Source organism: Phytobacter ursingii (genome assembly GCF_001022135.1).
GTDB lineage: Bacteria > Pseudomonadota > Gammaproteobacteria > Enterobacterales > Enterobacteriaceae > Phytobacter > Phytobacter ursingii.
The window spans coordinates 3,042,611-3,059,454 of record NZ_CP011602.1; the positions used below are offsets into that span (position 1 = coordinate 3,042,611).

At 52.7% G+C, this 16,844-nt stretch carries 16 protein-coding genes; 15 read left to right on the forward strand and 1 reads right to left on the reverse strand.

Annotated features, from left to right (window positions below; translation table 11 throughout):
* Positions 1-99 precede the first annotated feature (99 nt).
* The 4 genes from leuS to nadD are packed head-to-tail and all read left to right on the forward strand — an operon-like array spanning position 100 to position 4,919.
* Entirely contained in the window at positions 100-2,682 is a 2,583-nt protein-coding gene (gene leuS, locus AB182_RS17865) for a leucine--tRNA ligase (protein WP_120785402.1), read from the forward strand.
* A gap of 14 nt (positions 2,683-2,696) precedes the next feature.
* On the forward strand, positions 2,697-3,245 hold the full coding sequence (gene lptE, locus AB182_RS17870) for an LPS assembly lipoprotein LptE (RefSeq protein ID WP_047371280.1): 549 nt from the start codon (positions 2,697-2,699) through the stop codon (positions 3,243-3,245).
* Positions 3,245-4,276, forward strand: a complete 1,032-nt coding sequence (gene holA / locus AB182_RS17875) for a DNA polymerase III subunit delta (protein WP_047371281.1) — start codon at positions 3,245-3,247, stop codon at positions 4,274-4,276. Before lptE ends, holA begins: the two co-directional genes overlap by 1 nt.
* A gap of 1 nt (position 4,277) precedes the next feature.
* Complete coding sequence (nadD, locus tag AB182_RS17880) at positions 4,278-4,919, forward strand: nicotinate-nucleotide adenylyltransferase (RefSeq protein WP_120785459.1); 642 nt, start codon at positions 4,278-4,280, stop codon at positions 4,917-4,919.
* Here nadD and cobD read toward each other — a convergent pair.
* Positions 4,894-5,985 carry a threonine-phosphate decarboxylase CobD gene (gene cobD, locus AB182_RS17885; protein WP_047371283.1) on the reverse strand — a complete coding sequence of 364 codons (1,092 nt, stop codon included), beginning with the start codon at positions 5,983-5,985 and terminating at the stop codon, positions 4,894-4,896. The two genes, nadD and cobD, sit on opposite strands and share 26 nt — an antisense overlap.
* Before the next feature lie 94 nt (positions 5,986-6,079).
* Between cobD and AB182_RS17890 the strand changes: the two genes are divergently transcribed.
* The 11 genes from AB182_RS17890 (at position 6,080) to lipA (ending at position 16,824) form a co-directional block, all read left to right on the forward strand.
* Positions 6,080-6,691 carry an adenosylcobalamin/alpha-ribazole phosphatase gene (locus tag AB182_RS17890; RefSeq protein ID WP_047371284.1) on the forward strand — a complete coding sequence of 204 codons (612 nt, stop codon included), beginning with the start codon at positions 6,080-6,082 and terminating at the stop codon, positions 6,689-6,691.
* A 262-nt stretch (positions 6,692-6,953) separates the two neighbouring features.
* Positions 6,954-7,271, forward strand: coding sequence for a ribosome silencing factor (gene rsfS / locus AB182_RS17895; protein ID WP_047371285.1), 318 nt, complete (start codon positions 6,954-6,956; stop codon positions 7,269-7,271).
* Positions 7,272-7,274: 3 nt separating this feature from the next.
* Entirely contained in the window at positions 7,275-7,742 is a 468-nt protein-coding gene (rlmH, locus tag AB182_RS17900) for a 23S rRNA (pseudouridine(1915)-N(3))-methyltransferase RlmH (protein WP_041852135.1), read from the forward strand.
* Between the two features lie 26 nt (positions 7,743-7,768).
* On the forward strand, positions 7,769-9,670 hold the full coding sequence (gene mrdA, locus AB182_RS17905) for a peptidoglycan DD-transpeptidase MrdA (protein ID WP_047371286.1): 1,902 nt from the start codon (positions 7,769-7,771) through the stop codon (positions 9,668-9,670).
* 2 nt (positions 9,671-9,672) lie between these two features.
* Positions 9,673-10,785, forward strand: coding sequence for a peptidoglycan glycosyltransferase MrdB (gene mrdB / locus AB182_RS17910; protein WP_047371287.1), 1,113 nt, complete (start codon positions 9,673-9,675; stop codon positions 10,783-10,785).
* A gap of 10 nt (positions 10,786-10,795) precedes the next feature.
* A complete protein-coding gene (gene rlpA, locus AB182_RS17915; RefSeq protein ID WP_047371288.1) occupies positions 10,796-11,944 on the forward strand; it encodes an endolytic peptidoglycan transglycosylase RlpA in 1,149 nt (382 codons plus the stop codon).
* A 138-nt stretch (positions 11,945-12,082) separates the two neighbouring features.
* Entirely contained in the window at positions 12,083-13,294 is a 1,212-nt protein-coding gene (dacA, locus tag AB182_RS17920) for a D-alanyl-D-alanine carboxypeptidase DacA (RefSeq protein WP_047371289.1), read from the forward strand.
* A gap of 101 nt (positions 13,295-13,395) precedes the next feature.
* Entirely contained in the window at positions 13,396-13,659 is a 264-nt protein-coding gene (ybeD, locus tag AB182_RS17925; RefSeq protein ID WP_007373847.1) for a DUF493 family protein YbeD, read from the forward strand.
* An 87-nt stretch (positions 13,660-13,746) separates the two neighbouring features.
* Positions 13,747-14,388, forward strand: a complete 642-nt coding sequence (gene lipB / locus AB182_RS17930; RefSeq protein ID WP_047371290.1) for a lipoyl(octanoyl) transferase LipB — start codon at positions 13,747-13,749, stop codon at positions 14,386-14,388.
* A gap of 307 nt (positions 14,389-14,695) precedes the next feature.
* Positions 14,696-15,649, forward strand: a complete 954-nt coding sequence (locus AB182_RS17935) for a YbeF family transcriptional regulator (RefSeq protein WP_047371291.1) — start codon at positions 14,696-14,698, stop codon at positions 15,647-15,649.
* Positions 15,650-15,858: 209 nt separating this feature from the next.
* Positions 15,859-16,824, forward strand: coding sequence for a lipoyl synthase (gene lipA / locus AB182_RS17940; RefSeq protein ID WP_047371292.1), 966 nt, complete (start codon positions 15,859-15,861; stop codon positions 16,822-16,824).
* Positions 16,825-16,844: the final 20 nt, after the last annotated feature.

A 16,844-nucleotide genomic window follows, 5' to 3' on the forward strand; every position in this document is an offset into this window, starting at 1 on the left:
GTTGTGACGAAGTCGTTTGGGCTATGCTATGCGGATCTGAAAAACCACGTAAAACGCTACATTTGTAGCTGTATCGCAAATACAGGACCACTGGCTGCCATGCAAGAGCAATACCGCCCGGAAGAGATAGAATCCAACGTCCAGCTTCACTGGGAAGAGAAGCGTACCTTCGAAGTAACTGAAGACGAGAGCAAAGAAAAATATTACTGCCTGTCGATGCTTCCCTATCCTTCTGGCCGACTACACATGGGCCATGTGCGTAACTACACCATCGGTGATGTCATTTCCCGTTATCAGCGCATGCTCGGTAAGAATGTGCTGCAGCCGATTGGCTGGGATGCGTTCGGTCTGCCGGCAGAAGGTGCGGCGGTGAAGAACAACACGGCCCCGGCGCCGTGGACGTACGACAACATCGCCTACATGAAAAACCAGCTCAAAATGCTGGGCTTCGGCTATGACTGGAGCCGCGAGCTGGCAACCTGCACCCCGGAATATTACCGCTGGGAACAGAAGTTCTTCACTGAACTGTATAAAAAAGGCCTGGTGTATAAGAAAACCTCTGCAGTGAACTGGTGCCCAAATGATCAGACCGTTCTCGCGAATGAGCAGGTTATTGATGGCTGTTGCTGGCGCTGCGACACCAAGGTTGAGCGTAAAGAGATCCCGCAGTGGTTTATCAAAATCACCGCCTATGCCGAAGAATTGCTCAACGACCTGGATCATATGGATCAGTGGCCTGACACGGTGAAAACCATGCAGCGCAACTGGATTGGCCGTTCTGAAGGCGTGGAAATCACTTTCAACGTAAACGGTTATGACAAAACGCTGACCGTTTACACCACCCGCCCGGACACCTTTATGGGTGCCACTTACCTGGCGGTAGCTGCCGGTCACCCGCTGGCGCAGAAAGCGGCGGCAACCAATTCTGAACTGGCAGCCTTTATCGATGAATGCCGTAGTACCAAAGTGGCCGAAGCAGATATGGCGACCATGGAGAAAAAAGGCGTCGATACCGGCTTTAAAGCGGTTCACCCATTAACTGGCGAAGAAATTCCAGTCTGGGCGGCAAACTTTGTACTGATGGAATACGGCACAGGTGCCGTAATGGCCGTTCCGGGTCATGACCAACGCGACTATGAATTTGCCAGCAAATACAACCTGCCGATCAAAGCGGTCATCCTGGCAGCAGACGGCTCTGAACCCGATCTGTCAGAACAGGCATTAACCGAAAAAGGCACCCTGTTTAACTCTGGCGAATTCAGCGGCCTGAGTTTTGAAGACGGCTTCAACGCGATTGCCGACAAACTGGCGGCTCAGGGCGTTGGCGAGCGTAAAGTGAACTACCGCCTGCGCGACTGGGGCGTTTCCCGTCAGCGTTACTGGGGCGCACCGATACCGATGGTGACGCTGGAAGACGGTACCGTGATCCCAACACCAGAAGATCAGATCCCGGTGATTCTGCCGGAAGATGTGGTCATGGACGGCATCACCAGCCCGATCAAAGCCGATCCTGAGTGGGCAAAAACCACCGTTAACGGCCAGCCTGCGCTGAGAGAGACCGATACGTTTGATACCTTTATGGAGTCCTCCTGGTACTACGCGCGTTACACCTGCCCGCAATATCAGGAAGGCATGCTGGACTCGAAAGCGGCGAACTACTGGCTGCCGGTTGACATCTATATCGGTGGTATCGAACACGCCATTATGCACCTGCTCTACTTCCGCTTCTTCCACAAGCTGATGCGCGATGCCGGAATGGTGAACTCTGACGAACCGGCAAAACAGCTGCTGTGTCAGGGTATGGTGCTGGCAGATGCCTTCTATTATGTCGGTGAGAATGGCGAACGTAACTGGGTTTCACCAAAAGACGCTATCGTTGAGCGCGACGAGAAAGGCCGTATTATTAAGGCAAAAGACGCGGCAGGCCATGAGCTGGTCTATACCGGCATGAGCAAAATGTCTAAGTCGAAAAACAACGGTATCGATCCGCAGGAAATGGTGGAACGTTACGGTGCAGACACCGTGCGTCTGTTTATGATGTTCGCTTCGCCAGCGGATATGACGCTGGAATGGCAGGAGTCCGGCGTGGAAGGGGCAAACCGCTTCCTGAAACGTGTCTGGAAACTGGCTTATGAACATAAAGCGCTCGGCCCGGTTGTGGCGCTGAATACCCACGCACTGAGCGAAGACCAGCAGGCGCTGCGCCGTGATGTTCATAAAACTATCGCTAAAGTTACCGATGATATTGGTCGTCGTCAGACCTTCAATACTGCGATAGCGGCGATTATGGAATTGATGAACAAACTGGCGAAGGCACCGACAGCGGGCGAGCAGGATCGTGCTCTGCTGCAGGAAGCGCTGGTGGCGGTTGTCCGTATGCTTAATCCGTTCACTCCGCACGCAAGCTTTACCCTGTGGAAAGAACTGGGCGGCGAAGGCGATATCGATAACGCGCCGTGGCCGGTTGCAGACGACGCGGCGATGGTCGAAAACACCACGCTGGTTGTTGTGCAGGTTAACGGTAAAGTGCGCGGTAAAATCACCGTTGCCGTTGACGCGACCGAAGAGCAGGTCCGTGAGCGTGCAGGCCAGGAACCGCTGGTTGCAAAATATCTTGATGGCGTTACCGTGCGTAAAGTGATTTACGTACCCGGTAAACTGCTTAATCTGGTCGTTGGCTAAGCGCGGGAGGAAGCGTGCGATATCTGGCAACATGGTTGTTATCCCTGGCGGTGCTTCTCACCGCCGGATGCGGCTGGCACTTGCGCAATACGGCGCAGGTGCCAGGCAATATGAACACAATGATCTTCGACTCCGCAGATCCTAACGGTCCTCTTAGTCGTGCTGTACGTAATCAGTTACGTCTGAACGGCGTGCAACTGATAGAGAAAGGCTCATTGCGTAAGGATGTGCCTTCCCTTCGCCTTGGTACTATGTCTCTCGCACGTGATACCGCGTCTATTTTCCAGGACGGACGTACTGCTGAGTATCAGTTAGTGCTGACAGTTGACGCCACCGTGCTGATTCCGGGCCATGATATCTACCCCATTAATACCCGGGTGTATCGCTCGTTCTTTGATAACCCGCAGACAGCGCTGGCGAAAGATGCCGAACAGGACATCATCCTCCAGGAAATGTACGACAAAGCTGCGGAACAGTTGATCCGTAAACTGCCTAGCGTACAGGCGGCAGATAACGAGAAAAACCCGTCGTCCTCACGTCCCGCAGCGAAACCGGGTAGCTAATGCTCAAGCTGTATCCGGAACAACTCCGCGCGCAGCTCAATGAAGGGCTGCGCGCGGCGTATTTATTGCTGGGGAATGACCCTCTTTTATTGCAGGAAAGCCATGACGCCGTACGTCAGGCTGCCTTCGCACAAGACTTCACCGAACATCACGCTTTCATCATTGATGCCAGCACGGACTGGGATGCGATATACGCTATCTGTCAGGCACTGAGCCTGTTTGCCAGCCGTCAGATCCTGTCATTACAGCTGCCTGAAAATGGGCCTAACGCCGCGCTTAATGAACGCCTCGCCCTGTTGGTGAGTCTGCTTCATGACGATCTGATATTGATTGTGCGTGGAAATAAGCTGACCCGGGCACAGGAAAACGCCGCCTGGTATACTGCTCTGGCTAATCGCAGCGTTTCGGTCAGTTGTCAAACCCCGGAGCAGGCCAATCTACCTCGCTGGATTGCCGCGCGCGCGAAGCAGAACAATCTGCAACTGGATGACGCCGCCAGTCAGCTGCTTTGCTACTGCTACGAAGGCAACTTGCTGGCCGCCTCGCAGGCGCTGGAAAGACTGGCGCTGCTGTTCCCGGACGGTAAATTGACGCTGCCGCGCGTGGAGCAGGCCGTTAACGATGCCGCTCACTTTACGCCCTTTCACTGGGTAGACGCCCTGCTTGCCGGAAAAAGTAAGCGCGCGCTTCATATATTGCATCAACTTAAACTTGAAGCCAGTGAACCGGTTATCCTGCTGCGTACCCTCCAGCGTGAGTTGACGTTACTGGTGACGCTAAAACGACAGTCTGCCCATACGCCGCTGCGTTCGCTGTTTGATAAACATCGGGTCTGGCAAAATCGGCGCGGCATTATCGGTGAAGCGCTACAGCGTCTGAGCAATGAGCAATTGCGCCAGGCTGTACATCTGCTTACGCGTATTGAATTAATCGTGAAACAGGATTTTGGTCAGTCGGTGTGGGCGGAGCTGGAAGGACTTTCTCTGCTACTCTGTCATAAGGCACTGGCAGACGTTTTTATTGATGGTTGATATGAATCAGTTGCAGGCACTTTTTGGCGGTACTTTTGATCCTGTTCACTACGGGCACCTGAAACCGGTCGAAGCGCTGGCAAACCAGATTGGGCTGTCACGCGTCATTATCATGCCCAATAACGTGCCTCCCCATCGCCCACAGCCTGAGGCGACGAGCGAACAGCGTAAAGCCATGGTGGAGCTGGCTATCAACGACAAACCGCTTTTTACCCTTGATGAGCGCGAACTGCGGCGTGAAAGCCCTTCGTACACGGCGCAAACCTTGCAGGCATGGCGAGAAGAGCAAGGGCCAACGCGCTCGCTGGCCTTCATTATTGGTCAGGATTCGCTGCTGACGTTTCCGACATGGCACCATTATGAAACCATTCTGAACAACAGCCATTTAATTGTCTGCCGCCGTCCTGGCTACCCGTTAGCCATGGAAAATGAGACCGATCAGCAGTGGCTGGAAGACCATCTGACACACAACGCAGATGATTTACATACTCTTCCTGCCGGGAAAATCTATTTAGCGGAAACGCCGTGGTTCAACATTTCCGCCACGCTCATCCGTGAAAGGCTGGAAAAAGGCGAGAATTGCGATGACCTGCTTCCCGCCTCGGTGCTCAATTATATTAATCAGCACGGCCTCTATCGCTGAGCACATCATCCAGCGCCGCAATCAACCGATCGTTTTCTGACGCGCTACGCACCGCAACACGGTAGTAGCGCGCATCAAGCCCCGGATAATTTGCACAACTACGAATCAAAATGTGCTGTTGGAGCAGTGCCTGCTGCAGGTCAATGCCCGTATCACAGCGCAGGAACAGATAGTTCGCCACCCCCGGCCAGACGGACAGCCCGGGCATATTTTCCAGGGCCTGGCGCAAACGCGGACGTTCCCTGTTGAGCCATTCCCAGGTTTCTTTTTGATACGCGCTATCGTTTAAGACCACCTCCCCCGCCAGTGCCGCAAAGGCATTAATAGACCAGGGCATCTGCTGCTCGCGCATACGAGCGACAGCCTGGGTGTTACTGCTGAGCAAATATCCCAGCCGCAACCCCGGAATAGCATAAAACTTGGTCAGGGAACGCAGCACCCAAATATGCCGGTTTTCAGCAAGATGGGGGATAAATCCGTCGCGATCGCTCAGGAAATCCATAAAGGCTTCATCCAGCACCAGTGTAATACCGAGCTGCCTGCAGCGCGCGGCAATGTCATACATCAGTGAAGCATCCGGCAACAGGCCCGTGGGATTGTTGGGCGTACAGAGGAACAGGCAGTCAACACCGCCCGTAAGCGCATCAAGAATGGCCTCCGTTATCTGCCAGCCATCTTCTTCACGCAACGCATAATCGACAATATCGCACCCTGAAAGCTGCAAGGCGCGACGATATTCGGCAAACCCGGGGGTGACGAGCATCACCCGGCGCGGCAAAAGACCTTTTACCAGTGTAAATATCGATTCGGTTTCACCGTTGCCCGCGAGGATCCAGTCGGCGGGAACCTGATGATGCGCGGCAAGTGCCTGATGTAATTGCTGGTAATCGGGATCCGGGTAACGCTCAGCCACTGCAACGTTATTCAGTAGCACCTGTTTCAATGACGCTGGCATTCCTGCCGGGTTGATATTCGCACTGAAATCCAACAAATCCTCGGCTGAAACCCCCACCATAGCAGCGGCCTCACGGATATTGCCGCCGTGCGCGCTGTGAAATAAAGCCATCTTCTGCTCCGGGCAAAAACGCTATTTTAATCGAAAATCCACCAGGAATAAGGGCGTAATGATAAACTTCGGCAGAAAACCACGGGAGAAAACAATGCGACTCTGGTTGATTCGACATGGCGAAACCGAAGCAAATGTTGCAGGGCTTTACAGTGGTCACTCACCCACTCCGTTAACCGCCAGGGGGATTGCACAGGCGCAAACGCTCCATCACCTGCTACGCGAAGTGCCTTTCGACCGGGTGATCTGTAGCGAACTCGAACGTGCGCAGCACACGGCAAGACTGGTCCTGAACGATCGCAACATCGTTCAACACTCAACGCCGTTGCTCAATGAGATGTTTTTTGGTGACTGGGAGATGCGCCACCACCGGGACCTGACACGAGAAGATCCGCAGAGCTATGCCGCGTGGTGCGCCGACTGGCAAAATGCCGTTCCTACCAATGGCGAGGGTTTTCAGGCGTTTTCCGCGCGTGTACAAGACTTTATCCGTCAGATTCCCCTCTGGGGACCGGCGGAAAATTTACTGATCGTCAGCCATCAGGGCGTATTGAGCCTGCTCATCGCCAGTTTACTTAAGATGCCGGCGGCATCGTTATGGCATTTTCGTGTGGATCAAGGTACCTGGAGCGTAATTGATATCCATGATGATTTTTCCACGTTGCGTGTCCTCAATAGCCGCGCGGTGTGGCAAGCAGAGGATTAACGACCGTTTTTTCATCCGGCACGCCTCTCCCGCGAGTCTGGTCATTGACACACACGGACAGGCTGCTATCCTCCGCACCGCTATCTACGGCCTTGCAGAAATTGTTTTACAAAAATGGCGATGCAATCTCACTCATGGGGTGGGATGATAGCCCACTTTTTAAAAGCCAGGGTCGGACATTTGTCCCGACAAAGGTCGCAGTTCAGGTATAATGTCAGGCCATTTATTTACACCATTTTCACGTACACCCCAGGGGGAACACTTGCAGGGTAAAGCACTCCAGGATTTTGTAATCGACAAAATTGATGACCTGAAAGGTCAGGACATCGTCGCACTCGACGTTCACGGCAAATCCAGTATCACCGACTGTATGATAATCTGCACCGGCACATCCACTCGCCACGTCACGTCCATCGCGGATCATGTGGTTCAGGAATCCCGTGCCGCAGGTATGCTCCCACTGGGTGTGGAAGGTGAAAATGCTGCCGACTGGATCGTCGTAGACCTGGGTGATGTTATCGTCCACGTAATGCAGGAAGAGAGTCGCCGCCTGTATGAACTGGAAAAACTCTGGGGTTAATGCGTGAAGTTGCAACTGGTAGCCGTCGGCACAAAAATGCCGGACTGGGTACAAACCGGGTTTACTGAATATCTGCGTCGTTTCCCGAAGGATATGCCTTTTGAGCTGGTAGAAATCCCGGCGGGCAAGCGTGGAAAGAACGCAGATATCAAGCGTATTCTCGACAAAGAGGGTGAACTGATGCTTGCTGCGGCAGGTAAAAATCGGATCGTCACCCTTGATATCCCCGGTAAACCCTGGGATACGCCGCAGCTGGCAAATGAGCTGGAACGCTGGAAACAGGATGGACGTGATGTCAGCCTGCTCATCGGCGGTCCGGAAGGGTTATCCCCCGCCTGTAAAGCTGCGGCAGAACAAAGCTGGTCACTCTCTGCGCTGACGCTTCCTCACCCGCTAGTGCGAGTGCTGGTTGCGGAAAGTTTATATCGCGCATGGAGTATCACGACCAACCATCCTTATCATCGTGAGTAATGACCACCAGGTAAACTAAGCAGCGGATGAAATTACAGAATTCTTTTCGCGACTATTCGGCTGAGTCTGCGCTGTTTGTGCGCCGGGCCCTTGTCGCTTTTGCAGGGATTTTGCTGCTCACCGGCGTGCTCATCGCCAACCTTTATAATCTGCAAATTGTTCGTCATGCTGACTACCAGACGCGTTCTAACGAGAACCGCATCAAACTGGTCCCTATTCCGCCAAGTCGCGGCATTATCTATGATCGCAACGGCACGCCGCTGGCGCTGAACCGCACAATCTATCAGATTGAGATGATGCCGGAAAAAGTCGATAACGTTGAGCAAACACTCAATGCGTTGCGTGACGTGGTGGATCTGACGGATGAGGACATTGCCAACTTCAAAAAGGAGCGCTCCCGCTCCCATCGCTTCACCTCGATTCCGGTCAAAGCCAACCTGAATGAAGTGCAGGTGGCGCGCTTCGCGGTCAATCAGTATCGGTTCCCTGGCGTGGAAGTAAAAGGCTATAAGCGCCGTTACTATCCGTTCGGCTCGGCGCTGACACACGTGATCGGCTACGTATCTAAAATAAACGATAAAGACGTCGAACGACTGGATAAAGAAGGCAAACTGGCAAACTACGCGGCCACGCATGACATTGGTAAACTCGGCATCGAGCGCTATTACGAAGATGTGTTGCATGGACAAACCGGTTACGAAGAGGTTGAAGTTAACAACCGCGGGCGCGTTATTCGCCAGTTAAAAGAAGTCCCACCGCAAGCCGGGCATGACATCTACCTGACGCTGGATTTGAAACTGCAGCAATATATTGAAACTCTGCTGCAGGGGAGCCGTGCGGCGGTCGTGGTGACCGACCCGCGCAATGGCGCCATTCTCGCGCTGGTCTCAACGCCGAGCTATGACCCGAACCTGTTTGTCGACGGTATCTCCAGCAAGGATTATACCGCGCTGCTCAATGATCCGAACACACCGCTGGTTAACCGCGCCACGCAAGGGGTTTACCCGCCTGCATCAACGGTGAAACCCTATGTTGCCGTTTCAGCGCTGAGCGCCGGGGTAATCACCCGGAACACCACCCTTTTCGACCCAGGCTGGTGGCAACTGCCGGGTTCAGAAAAACGTTATCGTGACTGGAAAAAATGGGGGCATGGCCGCCTGAATGTCACCAAATCGCTGGAAGAGTCTGCAGATACCTTCTTCTATCAGGTCGCCTACGACATGGGTATTGACCGACTTGCCGAGTGGCTAACCAAGTTTGGTTACGGTCAATATACCGGTATCGACCTGGCTGAAGAGCGCTCGGGTAATATGCCCACGCGCGAATGGAAGCTTAAACGCTTTAAGAAACCGTGGTATCAGGGGGACACGATCCCCGTCGGGATTGGCCAGGGTTACTGGACCGCAACGCCCGTACAAATGAATAAAGCAATGATGACGCTGATTAACGACGGCGTTGTCAAAGTGCCGCACTTATTAATGAGCACGATGGAAGACGGTAAACAGGTTCCCTGGCAACAGCCGGCGCAAAAACAGGTTGGCGATGTGCACTCCGGCTTCTGGGAAATCGCCAAAGATGGGATGTATGGTGTGGCAAACCGCCCCAACGGTACCGGACATAAATATTTCGCCGGTTCACCTTACAAAGTCGCGGCGAAATCCGGTACAGCCCAGGTCTTCGGACTGAAAGCTAACGAAACCTATAATGCGCATCGCATCGCCGAACGTCTGCGTGACCATAAGCTGATGACGGCATTTGCACCTTACGATAATCCCCAGGTTGCAGTGGCAATGATTCTGGAAAACGGCGGTGCCGGCCCTGCGGTGGGTACAATTATGCGCCAAATCCTCGACCATATCATGCTTGGCGATAACAATACTGATTTGCCGTCGGAAAACCCGGCATCAACAGCGGCAGAGGACCAATAATCATGACGGATAATCCGAACAAAAAATCGTTCTGGGATAAAATCCATATCGATCCCGCCTTCTTGCTGATTGTGTTGGCGCTGTTGTTCTATAGCGCGATGGTTATCTGGAGCGCCAGCGGCCAGGATATCGGCATGACGGAGCGTAAGGTCGGTCAGATAGCCATGGGCCTAATCGCCATGGTTGTGCTGGCGCAGGTTCCCCCTCGCGTCTATGAAGGCTGGGCACCCTATCTTTATGTTTTTTGCGTCATCCTGCTGGTCGCCGTTGATGCTTTCGGGGCGATCTCCAAAGGCGCCCAACGCTGGCTTGATTTAGGGGTAGTGCGTTTCCAGCCATCTGAAATTGCGAAAATCGCCGTACCGCTAATGGTGGCGCGTTTTATCAACCGTGACGTATGTCCGCCATCATTGAAAAACACCGCCATTGCGCTGGTGCTGATATTTATGCCAACGCTGCTGGTAGCCGCTCAGCCCGACCTCGGTACCGCTATTCTTATCGCCATGTCCGGTCTTTTCGTGCTGTTTTTATCCGGCCTGAGCTGGCGCCTCATCTTAGTGGCCGTGCTCCTGATCGCGGCGTTTATTCCCATATTATGGTTCTTCCTGATGCACGATTATCAGCGCCAGCGCGTCATGATGTTGCTCGATCCGGAAACCGATCCGCTCGGCGCGGGCTATCATATTATTCAGTCAAAAATCGCCATCGGCTCCGGCGGGTTGCAGGGTAAAGGCTGGTTGCACGGCACGCAGTCGCAGCTGGAGTTTTTGCCAGAACGCCACACCGACTTTATCTTTGCCGTACTTGCCGAAGAGCTGGGGCTGATTGGTATCTTGATCCTGCTTGGGCTTTATGTACTGCTGATCATGCGCGGCTTATGGATTGCCGCGCGCGCGCAAACCACCTTTGGCCGGGTCATGGCGGGGGGTTTGATGTTGATTTTATTCGTTTATGTATTCGTAAATATTGGTATGGTGAGTGGTATCCTGCCGGTGGTGGGCGTACCGTTGCCACTGGTGAGTTATGGGGGCTCTGCCCTGATTGTACTGATGGCGGGGTTTGGTATCGTGATGTCGATTCATACCCACAGGAAGATGTTATCAAAAAGCGTATAAGGGGTGCGCAATGCGTAAGCAATGGCCAGGTGTCTGTATAGCAGCAGTATTGCTGGCGTCATGTTCAAGTGATGATGGTCAGCAAAAGACGATGGTTGCGCCGCCTACTCCGGTGTGCAACGGTCCGGTCGTTGAAATCAGCGGTGCGGAGCCTCGTTTTGAAACGCCGAATCCTTCGGCAAACCAGGATTACGAGCGCGACGGCAAAAGCTACAAAATTGTGCAGAATCCTTCGCAGTTCAGTCAGGCAGGATTTGCCGCTATTTATGATGCGGAACCGGGGAGTAATTTAACCGCGACGGGAGAAGCGTTCGATCCGTTACAACTGACCGCCGCTCACCCGACGCTGCCTGTTCCGAGTTATGCCCGTATCACTAACCTGGCGAATGGCCGCATGGTGGTGGTACGCATTAACGATCGCGGCCCTTATGGTAACGATCGCGTGATCTCATTGTCGCGTGCGGCGGCCGATCGCCTGAATACGTCGAACAATACCAAAGTGCGCATCGACCCGATCATTGTGGCGCAGGACGGTTCCATGTCCGGTCCGGGAACGGTTTGTACCACTATCGCGAAGCAAACCTATGCCCTGCCGGCACTCCCGGATTTGAACGGCAATGGCGCGTCACAACCGCAACCTGCTCCTGATAACGTGCGCATGATCAGCAATTCGACGCTGAAAGGTGACGAAAACACAAAGCCAGTAAGTAGCGGCGGTTTCCTGGGTGCGCCGACGCCGCTGCATGCAGGCGTACTTGAGGGCAGCGAACCTGCTGCGCCAGCTGTGACGACGCAGACGACGCCACCCGTGACCGCTGCGCCAGTGGCCACCCCGGCACCGGCAACGCGCACAGCTCCCGTAACGGCACCGATCACCGCGCCAGGTTCCGTACAAGGCCACGTTGCGACATCCGCGGCGCCGGCTGCGGCAAGCGGAAGTTATATGGTGCAGGTTGGCGCAGTCAGCGATCAAACCCGCGCGCAGCAGTACCAGCAGCGCCTGGCCCAGCAATTTTCTGTGCCGGGCCGGGTGGTGCAAAACGGCGCGGTGTGGCGTATCCAGCTCGGGCCTTTTAGCAATAAATCAGACGCCAGTGCCTTGCAACAGCGTCTGCAAAATGAAGCGCAGTTACAGTCTTTTGTAACCAACGCGCAATAACAGATTTGGCATCTGACTTTGTCAACCACTGTAAACAGCATTAACAAAGTCATGCGGAAAGTCGGATGCCTGTCAGAATAGCTTTTGCTATAGTAGGGCACTTTTTTTAACTCCATCACGGATGTCGTTGTTCAGACCATGAAGACCACTCTCTCCGTTCGTTTCGTACAGCGCCTGGCGCTCACCACGGCACTGACTGCCGCCACCCTCGGCACAGCCCATGCTGATGACCTCAATATCAAGACCATGATTCCTGGCGCGCCACAGATTGATGCCGAATCCTGGATCCTCATCGATTACAACTCCGGCAAGGTGTTGACAGAACAGAACGCCGATTCGCGTCGCGATCCGGCCAGCCTGACGAAAATGATGACCAGCTACGTCATCGGCCAGGCAATGAAAGCGGGGAAATTCAAAGATAGCGATCTGGTCACTATCGGCAATGACGCGTGGGCAACAGGCAACCCGGTGTTCCGTGGCTCTTCTCTGATGTTCCTGAAACCGGGTATGCAAGTTCCGGTTTCACAACTCATCCGTGGTATCAACTTGCAGTCTGGTAACGACGCCTGTGTGGCGATGGCAGATTATGTTGCTGGCAGCCAGGACGCGTTTGTCGGTCTGATGAATAACTACGTTAACGCGCTTGGCCTGCAGAACTCCCACTTCCAGACTGTTCATGGTCTGGATGCTGAGGGGCAATACAGCTCCGCACGTGACATGGCCCTGATTGGCCAGGCACTGATTCGCGATGTGCCAAACGAATACTCCATCTACAAAGAGAAAGAGTTCACCTTTAACGGTATTCGCCAGACCAACCGTAACGGCCTGCTGTGGGATAACAGTCTGAATGTCGACGGTATTAAAACCGGTCATACGGACAAAGCGGGTTACAACCTGGTGGCCTCTGCAACCGAAGGCCAGATGCGCCTGATCTCCGCAGTTATGGGTGGCAGAACGTTCAAAGGGCGTGAAGCCGAAAGTAAAAAACTGCTGACATGGGGTTTCCGTTTCTTCGAAACCGTGAGTCCGCTGAAAGCAGGCAAAGAATTCGCCTCAGAACCAGCCTGGTTTGGTGACAACGATCGCGCTTCGCTGGGTGTTGATAAAGACGTCTATCTGACTATCCCACGTGGCCGTATGAAAGATCTGAAGGCGAGTTATGTGTTAACCACCAGTGAACTGCACGCGCCGTTGCAGAAAAATCAGGTGGTCGGCACCATTAACTTCCAACTGGACGGCAAAACTATCGAACAACGTCCTCTGGTCGTGCTGCAGGAAATCCAGGAAGGGAATTTCTTCGGTAAAATCATCGACTATATCAAGCTGATGTTCCATCACTGGTTCGGCTAAAAAACGAACACTTGAAAGTGTGATTTCCGTCCCCATATACTAAGCATCTCAAAAACTCCTGCCCTTTCGGCAGGAGTTATTATTTTTACGCCGGAGCTGACATGAAAACCAATCTCAAAGAACTGCTTGAATTCCCGACTCCCTTTACTTACAAAGTGATGGGACTGGCGAAACCAGAGCTGGTTGACCTGGTGGTTGAAGTGGTACAGCGCCATGCGCCCGGTGATTACTCTCCGCAGGTAAAACCGAGCAGCAAAGGCAATTACCACTCGGTATCCATCACCATCACCGCCACGCATATTGAGCAAGTTGAGACCCTGTACGAAGAACTGGGCAACATTGAAATTGTTCGTATGGTACTGTAATTAAGCAGGTGTTACCGGGCCGCTGGTCGGGTAACACTCTCTATGTGATATAATCCCCTCACCTTTTCTTCTCCCGGAGATGCTGTTTTGTCTCAGGATACAATCCTAATCCGTAACCTTGGCCTGCAGCCCTACGACCCTGTGTCTGAGGCAATGCATGAATTCACGGAAACCCGCACCGAGAGCACGCCTGACGAAATCTGGCTGGTTGAACATAACCCGGTCTTTACTCAGGGACAGGCAGGTAAAGCTGAGCATGTACTCTCCCCCGGTGATATTCCGGTGATACAAAGCGATCGTGGCGGCCAGGTCACCTATCATGGTCCTGGTCAGCAGGTCATGTACATATTAATAAACCTCAAGCGTCGTAAACTTGGCGTCCGTGAACTTGTCACCGTGATGGAACAAACTGTCATCGATACACTGGCGGAATGGGGTATTGAAGCTCGTGCGCGCGCCGATGCTCCGGGTGTTTATGTGCAGGATAAAAAGATCTGTTCGCTGGGGTTACGCATTCGTAAAGGTTGCTCATTTCATGGCCTGGCGCTGAATATCGCGATGGATCTAACCCCTTTTTTACGCATCAATCCATGTGGGTATGCTGGAATGGAAATGACGCAAGTTAAACATTTCATGCCTGATGCCAATATGGACAAAATAAGACCTGTGCTTATTAGCCATCTTTTAGCACAGCTAAACAATCCGCCACATATATATACCGCTACTTAATATATGATGTATAACGGCTTGCTTTTTAAGCAAGTCGTTATTTATTTCCCCCAGTTATACTTTACAACCGCAGTTCTCTTCTCTATTTTCAAAATACCTGCCTGATCCGGTTAATTCGCAACGCGTGGCACATTTGCTGCGACGTCGAATTGCGCATAGCCGGATTAAATTTAAGCTTAATGCCCTGCATCATGCTGAAAACCATCCATAATGATGATATGTGAAGAAAAATCAGCTTAAATTACACATCACCATAAATAATAAATTCAACTATCATTCATATTGTGAATGATTACGGAGTACAAGCGTGGATTATAATAACCTGTCGGAACAGAAAATAGCCGAGCGACCCGAAGATGATAAACCACAAATCTTCAGAACGTTACGCAATATTGACCTCAATTTATTGACCATCTTTGAGGCAGTATATGTACACAAAGGGATTGTGAATGCCGCGCGAGTGCTTAACCTGACGCCATCCGCAATTAGTCAATCCATTCAAAAATTACGAACAATATTCCCCGATCCGCTTTTTATTCGCAAAGGCCAGGGCGTGACGCCAACCGCCTATGCTTCGCATTTGCATGAGTATATTAGCCAGGGTCTGGAGTCGATTCTCGGTGCGCTGGATCTGACCGGTAGTTATGATAAACAACGAACTATCACTATCGGCACCCCCCCTTCGCTGGGCGCGATTGTCATTCCCGTTATCTGGCAGGCTATCAAAGAGAGCGCACCGCATCTGGTGATGCGCAATATCCCTATCCATGATGCCGAAAATCAACTCAGTCAGTTCCAGACCGATCTCATCATCGACACCAATATCCCGACAGCCCGCACCCTGAGCCATCATGCACTGTATACTGATCGGTTGATGCTGGTTTGTCGCGAAGGGCACCCCTGCCTGCGCGCGACCATCAATGAAGATGTCCTGCAACACTATGAACACACATTATTGATGCTAGAGGGACAAAACCTGAGTGCGTTGCGTCAGCGTGTTCAGGATCTGTTCCCTGAACGTCAGGTCAGCTTTAGCAGTTACAATATGTTTACTATCGCAGCACTGATTGGTAACAGTGATATGTTAGGGTTGATGCCAACTCGCCTGTTCAAGCTCTTTAGCGCGTGCTGGCCTCTGGTAGAAATTGATTTTCCGCCGGTCAGTAACGAAAGACTGGACGTTTCTCTGTATTACAACAAGTTAAGCCTGCGTGACCCGGTACTTGAAAACGTTATCAACGTTATTCGCCGGGCTTTCTGAAATCCGCATCAGCCTGGCAAAACGGCTAATCCTCATTGGGCAAAGCGTACAAAACAACAACTATTTTACATTTTGCCCCGTTGCCAGGCTGCTTTCTGCCCCCTATCAATGCTATACTGCACGTCATTAATTCAAAAATAGTTGATAAATACAACATTCCCTTGAATTGAAACACTTACTTCGTTATCCGCAACTGGAACACGCACGCTATGAGTAAACCCATTGTGATGGAACGCGGTGTTAAGTACCGCGATGCCGATAAAATGGCCCTTATCCCGGTTAAAAACGTGGCAACAGAGCGCGAAGCCCTGTTAAGAAAACCGGAATGGATGAAGATCAAACTTCCGGCTGACTCGTCCCGTATTCAGGGCATCAAGGCGGCCATGCGCAAAAATGGGCTGCACTCGGTTTGCGAAGAAGCGTCCTGCCCGAACCTGGCAGAGTGTTTCAATCACGGCACGGCGACCTTTATGATTCTTGGCGCGATCTGTACGCGCCGCTGCCCGTTCTGCGATGTGGCTCACGGTCGCCCGGTTGCGCCGGATGCCAACGAACCGAAAAAACTGGCTCAGACTATCGCTGACATGGCGTTACGTTATGTCGTGATTACCTCGGTAGACCGTGACGATCTGCGTGATGGCGGTGCTCAGCATTTCGCTGACTGTATCAGTGCGATTCGCGAGAAAAACCCCGCCATCAAGATTGAGACGTTGGTACCAGACTTCCGTGGTCGTATGGACCGCGCGCTGGATATTTTGACGGCTACCCCGCCGGATGTGTTTAACCACAACCTGGAGAACGTACCGCGCGTTTACCGCCAGGTCCGTCCGGGAGCAGACTATAACTGGTCTCTAAAACTGCTGGAACGCTTTAAAGAAGCGCATCCGGAGATCCCCACCAAATCTGGCCTGATGGTGGGACTTGGGGAAACCAATGCTGAAATCATTGACGTCATGCGCGACCTGCGCCGCCACGGCGTTACCATGCTGACGCTGGGCCAGTATCTGCAGCCAAGCCGCCACCATCTACCTGTACAGCGTTATGTCAGCCCGGAAGAGTTTGATGAAATGAAAGCGGAAGCGCTGGCGATGGGCTTCACCCATGCTGCATGCGGTCCGTTCGTGCGTTCGTCCTACCACGCCGACCTGCAAGCTAAAGGTATTGAAGTAAAATAATGCAGTAATATCTGATTACA